The organism is Candidatus Stoquefichus massiliensis AP9 (genome assembly GCF_000455285.1).
GTDB lineage: Bacteria > Bacillota_I > Bacilli_A > Erysipelotrichales > Coprobacillaceae > Stoquefichus > Stoquefichus massiliensis.
This window is the reverse complement of sequence record NZ_HG005294.1, coordinates 51,727-59,961: the sequence shown is the minus strand read 5'-3', so window position 1 is coordinate 59,961 and position 8,235 is coordinate 51,727. Positions and strand designations below refer to the sequence as shown.

At 31.2% G+C, this 8,235-nt stretch carries 8 protein-coding genes; all 8 read left to right on the top strand.

Going from position 1 to position 8,235, the window contains the following annotated elements:
* Window positions 1-257: ParA family protein (locus tag BN350_RS21065; RefSeq protein WP_044600392.1), on the top strand; the 257-nt coding region annotated here is incomplete at its 5' end.
* Window positions 211-1,170, top strand: a complete 960-nt coding sequence (locus BN350_RS15610; RefSeq protein ID WP_028044430.1) for a ParB/RepB/Spo0J family partition protein — start codon at window positions 211-213, stop codon at window positions 1,168-1,170. The genes BN350_RS21065 and BN350_RS15610, both read left to right, overlap by 47 nt.
* 214 nt (window positions 1,171-1,384) lie before the next feature.
* Window positions 1,385-2,029, top strand: coding sequence for a hypothetical protein (locus tag BN350_RS15605; RefSeq protein ID WP_028044429.1), 645 nt, complete (start codon window positions 1,385-1,387; stop codon window positions 2,027-2,029).
* Window positions 2,030-2,102: 73 nt separating this feature from the next.
* Window positions 2,103-5,579: a SpaA isopeptide-forming pilin-related protein gene (locus BN350_RS15600; RefSeq protein ID WP_028044428.1), complete on the top strand. Its 3,477-nt coding sequence runs from the start codon at window positions 2,103-2,105 to the stop codon at window positions 5,577-5,579.
* 142 nt (window positions 5,580-5,721) lie between these two features.
* Window positions 5,722-6,489 carry a hypothetical protein gene (locus BN350_RS15595; protein WP_147573611.1) on the top strand — a complete coding sequence of 256 codons (768 nt, stop codon included), beginning with the start codon at window positions 5,722-5,724 and terminating at the stop codon, window positions 6,487-6,489.
* Window positions 6,486-7,208 (top strand): hypothetical protein, encoded by a 723-nt coding sequence (locus tag BN350_RS15590; RefSeq protein ID WP_028044426.1) that lies wholly within the window; start codon window positions 6,486-6,488, stop codon window positions 7,206-7,208. Before BN350_RS15595 ends, BN350_RS15590 begins: the two co-directional genes overlap by 4 nt.
* A 65-nt stretch (window positions 7,209-7,273) precedes the next feature.
* Window positions 7,274-7,774: a hypothetical protein gene (locus tag BN350_RS15585; protein ID WP_028044425.1), complete on the top strand. Its 501-nt coding sequence runs from the start codon at window positions 7,274-7,276 to the stop codon at window positions 7,772-7,774.
* A partial coding sequence (locus tag BN350_RS21060) for a hypothetical protein (RefSeq protein ID WP_044600391.1) occupies window positions 7,764-8,235 on the top strand: 472 nt, incomplete at its 3' end. The genes BN350_RS15585 and BN350_RS21060, both read left to right, overlap by 11 nt.

The following is an 8,235-nucleotide window of genomic DNA, read 5'->3' as shown; positions in this document are numbered from 1 at the left end:
CTATGACAGATGAACGAACAAATTTATCAAAGAAGATTACTCAATCCGTAAAAAGAAATTTTGGAAATCACATTAAGATATTTGATGTGACTATTCCTCGCTGTACAAAAGCAGCAGAATCTACAGGTGTAGGAGAAAGCATCTTCAAGTATGATCCAAAAGGAACTGCAACAAGAGCATATGAGAAGTTAACAAGGGAGGTGTTTCTAAATGCCGAGAAAGAGCATAGACGACATCGAGATACCTACGTACGATGATTTGTTTACTTCTGAGGAACAGCGTCAGGAGTCAAAGTTAGAAAAGATTATGAACATTCCTATCAGTGAAATTCATGAATTTGAAAATCATCCATTTAAGATAAGAATGGATGAGGATATGCTTAAACTGGTTGATAGCATTAATGAAAATGGTGTTCTCCATCCTGCGTTGGTTAGACCATCACCAAGTGGTCAGGGATATGAAATGGTATCAGGACATCGTCGAATGAAAGCCACTGAACTCAATGGCTTAAATGAAATACCTGCAATTGTTAGAGATCTTAGTGATGAGCAGGCAACAATACTCATGGTTGATTCAAATATTCAGCGTGAACGTATACTACCCAGTGAGAGAGGATTTGCCTATAAGATGAAATTGAATGCCATGAAACATCAAGGGAAAAGGAACGATTTAACTTCTATGCAAGTTGCACAGAAGTTGAAAGGCAGAAAATATTCTGTTGAATTATTAGGTGAAGAAGTTGGTGAATCTAAAGATCAAATCAGAAGATTTATTCGTCTAACTGAACTGATTGAACCGTTGCGTGACTTGGTTGATGGTATTAGAGAAGATAAGAAAAAGATTGCATTAAATCCAGCAGTTGAACTTTCCTATCTTTCAAACGAGCATCAGGAGATTGTTATTAAGTATATTGATGAACTCAACATTACACCATCACATGCTCAGGCAATTAGAATGAAAGAATTATCTAGAGAAAACCGTCTTGATGAAAATGTGATTTATTCAATCATCAGTGAAGAAAAGCCTAATCAGAAAGAAAAACTCTCTATTAAAATGGAAGATATAGACAAATATTTTCCTAGAGGGTTTACACCTAAAGAAAAGGAGAAAGTCATATTAAAGTTATTGGACGGATGGGCGAAGAAAAGGAACAAAGAACATGAAAGATAAACAGTCACACATGTGACTAAAAAAATTGCATGATTTGTTTGCAACAGACTTTTAAGGGGTAGTCTGCTTTTTTTCGCTATAAGTGTGACTGGGTTTTCCCCTAAGAACCCCTTTCCCTTTTACCTACCGGAAATAATAGCATTGCAGAGTGATGTTATGTTTGATTTCATGTAATGAATTGATTATACTAAAACTAGAGATAGGAGAGGATACCATGAAACGACATATGCTGTTTACTGTAATGACTATGTCACTTATTCTAGTAGGCTGTGGAAACTCAAAAAAAGAGGATTCAAAAGTAGCAAATACACCTCAAAATGAGATTACTGCTGAGGATGAACAAGTGAATGAAAATAAAACTGATTCATCTGAAGTAGCAGAAACAAAGGATAAAGAGAATAAATCCAATACTGAAAAAGGTACAGATAAGGAATCACAAAAATCTGATACCAAGAAAGCAACAACAACTGATACAACTGAAAGCAAGACTTCTACTCAAAGTACAAGTAAAAATAATCAGTCAAAGAATGATACAAATTCATCCAACCCAAAAGATACATCATCAAAAAGTGAAACATCAGTGACTAAGCCATCTGGTTCTACTCAACCAACTACACCAGCAAAGCCCAGTGAAGAAAAGCCGAAGGAACCAGAGAAACCAAAGGAACCTGAAAAGCCTTCATATTCATATAAGGTAGGTAATTGCGGAAAATTATTTAATACTGAGAAAGAGGCTGATGATGAGGCTATTAGAATGTGGGATACATTTGATGATGGAACAAAATATATAAGTGGATATTTTGTTTATTCTACAGGAGATAAATGGAGTATAGATTACACTTACAGTTACTGGAAATAACAATTAAATATATTTTATATAAGATGAGACATAAACAGTTTCATCTTTTTTTATATCAAAAGGAGGAATATAAATGAAAGTAAAAATAAAGAAAGTCTTTGTAGGCATTATGTCTTTACTAATGATGTTAACATTAGTATCACCTAGTTCTGTCTATGCAGAAACGTATGTTACGGGAAGTAAGAAACATCCAACATGGTGGCTAGCTGAGCCAAGCAGTGGACGACGTGATGACCATGAGGCAGAACTACTTATTAATGGTGAACGAGTATTTTGTATTGATGCATTTACTCAATTCAAGTCCAATCAAACAATGAATATTGTTGATTGGAGTACAGTAGGTATTTCTCAAGAAATGTCAAAAGAATTATCTTTAATTGCATACTTTGGGACACAAGTTGATGGACGTAAAGCAGATGACTGGTATGCAATTACACAAGGACTAATTTGGAAAGTTTTGCATGAGTCTCAAGGGCATACGGATATGTGTTATGTTGAAACAAACACTAATCCAGACTATCCAACAACTGTAAGACTATGGAATGAAATTTTATCAGATGTAGAACAGTATAAAAAAATACCATCTTTTTCAAATACTACTGTTGAAGTGGATGCTGATAAAAGTATTACTTTAACAGATGTAAACAACTCATTAAATGGCATGATTGTTAAAGATAATGGTGGTTTGAATATTACAATTAATGGTAGTAATCAGTTAGTTATTAATGGTAGTGCAGATGCTAATGAAACTACAACTATCACATTACAGCGAAATATTGATCCATCCGCAGTTGGCACAAGCCTTGCATTTTATAATGGTAAGACACAATCAGTTGGAATGTTTAAAATTAAAGACCCACTACAAGTAAAATTAAGAGTTAAGGTCAACAAATTTGGAAAACTTGAGCTTACTAAGTACAATGAGGATAAATCAAGTACAGTACCAGAAACAAGTTATCGTATTACTGGACCAAATGGTTTTGATGAAACTCATAAGACTGATCCTAATGGCAAAATTATATTAGATAGATTAGCAATTGGTGAGTATAAAGCGACTGAAACTCAAGCTGGAACAGGATATTTAATCAATACAACTGAATTTGGCTTTACTATCAAGCCTAATGAAACGACTACGATTGACCCTTCAAATATTGAGCCTAAAGGTAAAATCGAACTCAATAAACAGATTGATACAACAAATACAAATGGATTGGTTGGAGATGCATATTTAAAAGATATTACTTTTGGTCTTTATGCAAAAGAAAAGATTGTCAACAAGGCTAATACAAAAACATTCTATGAAAAGAATGAATTGGTATCTCAGGGAAAGACAAACAGTGATGGCAAAATCATGTGGGATGACCTACCACTTGGTAATTATTATATTAAGGAACTTAATAGCAATAATAGTCTTGTCTTAAATAATCAGACAATTGATATTGTACTTGAATATCAGGGGCAGACTGTAAAGAAAGTTATTAAATCTAAAAAGGTTACAAATAGAGTAAATATGCAGAAGATTCAGGTCTTTAAAAGTGGAGAAAAAGATGGAATTAGTGGCATAGTTAAAGGATTGCAAGGAGCCGAATTTACATTCAAACTAAAAACAGAAGTTGATCATGTGGGTTGGGATAATGCAACAACGTATGCACAAATCACAACAGATAAAAATGGTATTGCTAATACACCATATTTACCATATGGTCAGTATCTCGTTAAAGAGACAGTTACTCCAAAAGATTTCATCACTGCACCAGATTTTCTGATTTCTGTAAGTGATGATTATAGTGAGTACACTGATATTGAACAAGTCAAACGAGTGAATATTAACAACAGACCGTTTACTTCTCAAGTTAAATTAGTAAAGAAAGACAAAGAAACTGGCGAAAAAGTAACATTAAATAGTGCAACATTTAAAATTAAAGATGAAGATGGTAATTATGTAGTTCAAAAAGTATTTGGTAAAAAAATTGATGCTTTTACAACAAATTCAAAAAATCATATTGTTTCTATCTTTGGAGATAAAGGTGAAATCACTTTACCATTATCGTTAAATGCAGGTACTTATACAATTGATGAAATTAAAGTGCCTAGTGGATTCTTACAATTAGAAAAACCAGTAAAATTTACAATTACTAATCAATATGATTATGATTTAGATCAAGATAATGAACCTATTCTAGAAGTAATAGTAAAGAACGCTCAACCAAAAGGAAAAATTATTTTACAGAAAATTGATAAAGAAACATCTAAACCATTATCTCATGTAGAATATGAGTTAACTGCTAAAGAAAATATCATCAATGTTATTGATGGCTCAATTCTATTTAAAAAGGGTAGTGTCGTTGCAAAAGGCATTACTGATTTAAAAGGACAGTTTATTATTGATAATTTATTTATGGGACATTATGGACTGAAAGAAACGCTAACTAATGATGGTTATGTACTAAGTGAAGAAGTTCATGATATTGTATTAGAGCAAAAAGATTTAACAACAAAAGAATATGTTGTTAATGTAAATGTAACTAATATTGCTCCAATTGGTGAAATTCATTTAATCAAAACAGATAAAGACACACAGGAATTATTATCAGGTGTTATCTATCAGTTGACTGCATCAGAAGATATTTATTCATTGGATGGAAGAAATACTCTTATTTATAAAGAGGGAGAAACAGTTTCTAAAGATATTAGTGAAGATGGTCTTTATATGACTAATGAATTAGGTGAAATTCATATTTCTAATTTACCATTAGGTCGATATAAGATTAAAGAAATAAAAGCATTAGATGGCTATGCTACTGATCAAAAACAATATGAAATTGATTTAAGTTATGATGGAAGTAACAAAACTATTTATACTCACAATCTAAATCTAACTAATTCTAAAACATCTATTGAAATCTCTAAAAAGGATATTTCAACAAGTCAGGAATTAGCAGGAGCACAGTTAACACTATTTGATAAGGATAACAATATTGTAGAAACATGGACTTCTGCAACTGAGCCACATATTATACGTGGATTAAATATTGGTGAAAAATATAGACTACACGAGGATTTGGCTCCATTGGGATATACTAAAGCGAGTGATATTGAGTTTACAGTTGAAGATAGCAAAGAAATTCAAAAAATTGAAATGATTGATGATATTATAAGAGTGGAAATTTCAAAGCAGGATATTACCAATGGAAAAGAATTGGCAGGGGCTAAACTTCAAATCATTGATTTCAACAACAAGATAATTCATGAATGGATTTCTACAGATAAGCCTGAATTATTTGAAAAACTACCTGCTGGAGAATATATCTTGAGAGAAATATCTGCTCCTGAGGGTTACGAGATTGCTGAAGATGTTAAATTTACTGTTAATGAGATGTCTGAAATTCAAAAAGTTGTTATGAAAGATGCACCATCACCTAAGATAGAGGTTCCAAAAACTGGAGACAGCAGTTATATAGGTGTGTGGTTATTAATGATTGGTGTCACAACTTGTACATTAGGTTTTATTAAGAATAAAAAGAAAAATGATGATGATAAGATTAAATAGTGTACTTTATTCTATACCAGTCACATCAGTACTATTTATTGTTGTAAAGATATTAAATATTTATACTAAGATTCATGGCACAACGAGGGAGAGAAAATCTCCCTTTTCTTATTGAAAAAGTTAAATGAAAGGAAAAAGTAAAATGGAACAAATATTAAATAGAATTAATCACAAAATTAATGCAGTGAGTATTGTTGATGAAACAAATTATTTTTCACAGCCTACAATTCAAATGGTTCTTATAAAAAAGCTGAAGAATCGTGAGAAATTTATAATTGGTGTCATTGAAGATAATGACTTTAATAGGCATTACCTTGTTAGGCCTCATAAAAAAAAGGTTGTAACAAGTTCTATACATTATAAAAATGATGGCATTGCTGATGAATGTATAGAAGGTTATGTACTGTTTTGCCTTAGTAATGGCTACCAATTGAGTTTCATATCTGTCCCTATGATTATATCTGTTTGGGAATATATAGAAATATACAGCTATAAAATGGATTATACTATTGAAGGTGTTAAAGAATTTCTCTTATATTGTCAACAGATAGGAGTTACAAAAGAACTTCTTGATTATTACGGTGATACAGAACGTGAAGATCTATATGCAATTTTCTTAAATGGCATCTTTAATGAAGACACCATACTTTTAAAACAGTGTATTGGAGATAGCGTCCTTATTTTAGGATATCAGGAATATTTTAATACTCTCTTGTACACTGTATTTGTTATAGATGATGATTCAAGCCAAATAAACTATAAGGAACATCACCGTCTCATTGATTCTGCTTTGACAGATTTTATGAGACTTTTTTATGATTTGAGCATTTTATATTATCGCCAGACTGAGAAGAATATTAAAGAGACAGTTAGTCATTTTATTGATTTTGTAGAGGAAAACGGGTTATGAATAAGCTAGATTTAAGCGATTATATTGGAAAAATCCACCGTATTATGAGAGATCATAATGATTATGATATGGAGATTCAATATATTTTGTATAGGAAGTCATATAATCAGGACTTACAGTTTAAAGCAGTATGTTTTAATAGTGATGATCCAAATGAAATAATAGGAATTACAAATATTGAAGGATATGAAAAATATTATTCAATTCCAGATTGGGATTATAATGTGGATACCTATTTGTTTGAAGATTTATCGAATGATTTTGAAATACTATATATATCATTAAACACTCACTATGGTATCTGGCAGTTCGTCAATGAGGCTCATGATGATATTGAGTGTGAAGATGGCTTGCAAAAGTATCTATGCTACTGTAAGCAAGAAGGAATTAATGCTGATATCTTGTCACGCATTATACCACACAAGGTTGATGATATCATGGATTTATATCGTGAGGAAAATTGTGGATATCAAATTATTGCTGAGACAACCTGCAATGAACAAACAATTGTGCTTGGTTATAAAAAAGGAGCATCTAGCGAATATGTTACATGGAGTACAAATAGCAATCGTAAAGGTGAATATCTATCTGGTCACTATTTCACTAAATATAAGCCTGCTATGAATGATTTTAAAGAAAGGTGTTTTGATATTATGAACAAAGAAGTAATTAAAATCAAGAAAAAATGTGAACCACAAAGAAATAATAATATAAGATAGTCAAATTACATGAAAAAGATAAACAGAAATAATTTGTTTATCTTTTTCAATTAAAAGGAGAAAATATGAGTATTTTACAGGAGTATGAAGAGATTAGAAAATCAATAACACCAAGAGAAAATAAAATGATTGAAGAATTTTTAAAAAGTCATCCACAATATTTATTATCTGATATTTATTATAATTCCGGAGTACATCAGAAATTTCAAAATTGGTGGAATCATCAGGAATTATGCAATATTACTAAATTAATTAAAGTTATTAATACAAATATATTTACAAAAAAGGATATTGAAAATATCTATATGGAAATAATTGATAACCCAAAACTACAGAAGTATGTTGTCGAATATGCTAATGCTCACATCAAAAAAGAAATTGATAAAGAAACAATTGTTACTTCCATAAATTTGCGTGATTCCAATCTGATAACTTGTTCTAGTATTGAATTTCAGGATAAGTTTCTTTTTTGCAGTAAGGGAGGAATGGAAGAAATGTGCAGGAACTTGCAGCAAAGCATTACTGCTAAAAATAAAACAAAGGAGAAAAAAGTCTGTGAGCGATGAATTAAAGAAAATTGGTGACTATACAATTCTTAGAGAAGAAAATGTAGGAGAAAACATATTTTATATTGGTGAAAAAATCATTGATGAAACAAAATCAAATTTTATTACAGGTAAAGTTGATCTAAAACTAAGAGGATTTGGCATTGATAAATATGAAATAGATTTTGAATCCGAAAATTACAATGAAGTTTTTTCATATTATTTATCTGCAATGATGAAACAAAATGAAATGGTCATAAAGGAAGTTCAGGAAAGACCAAAGGGTAAAATTATAAAGGAGGATTGTCAATCTATCTACAATTATAAGGACCTTATAGGAAAGATAGTCGTTCTTGATAGCCATGTGTTATATAAGGAATACCAGAGTGCATCGTATCAGCTTTATATTGCGAGAGGTGGCTTTGGGTGTGATCCAAAGGGAATGGGAAATGCTATCTATGCAGTTAATATTTATACTGGAG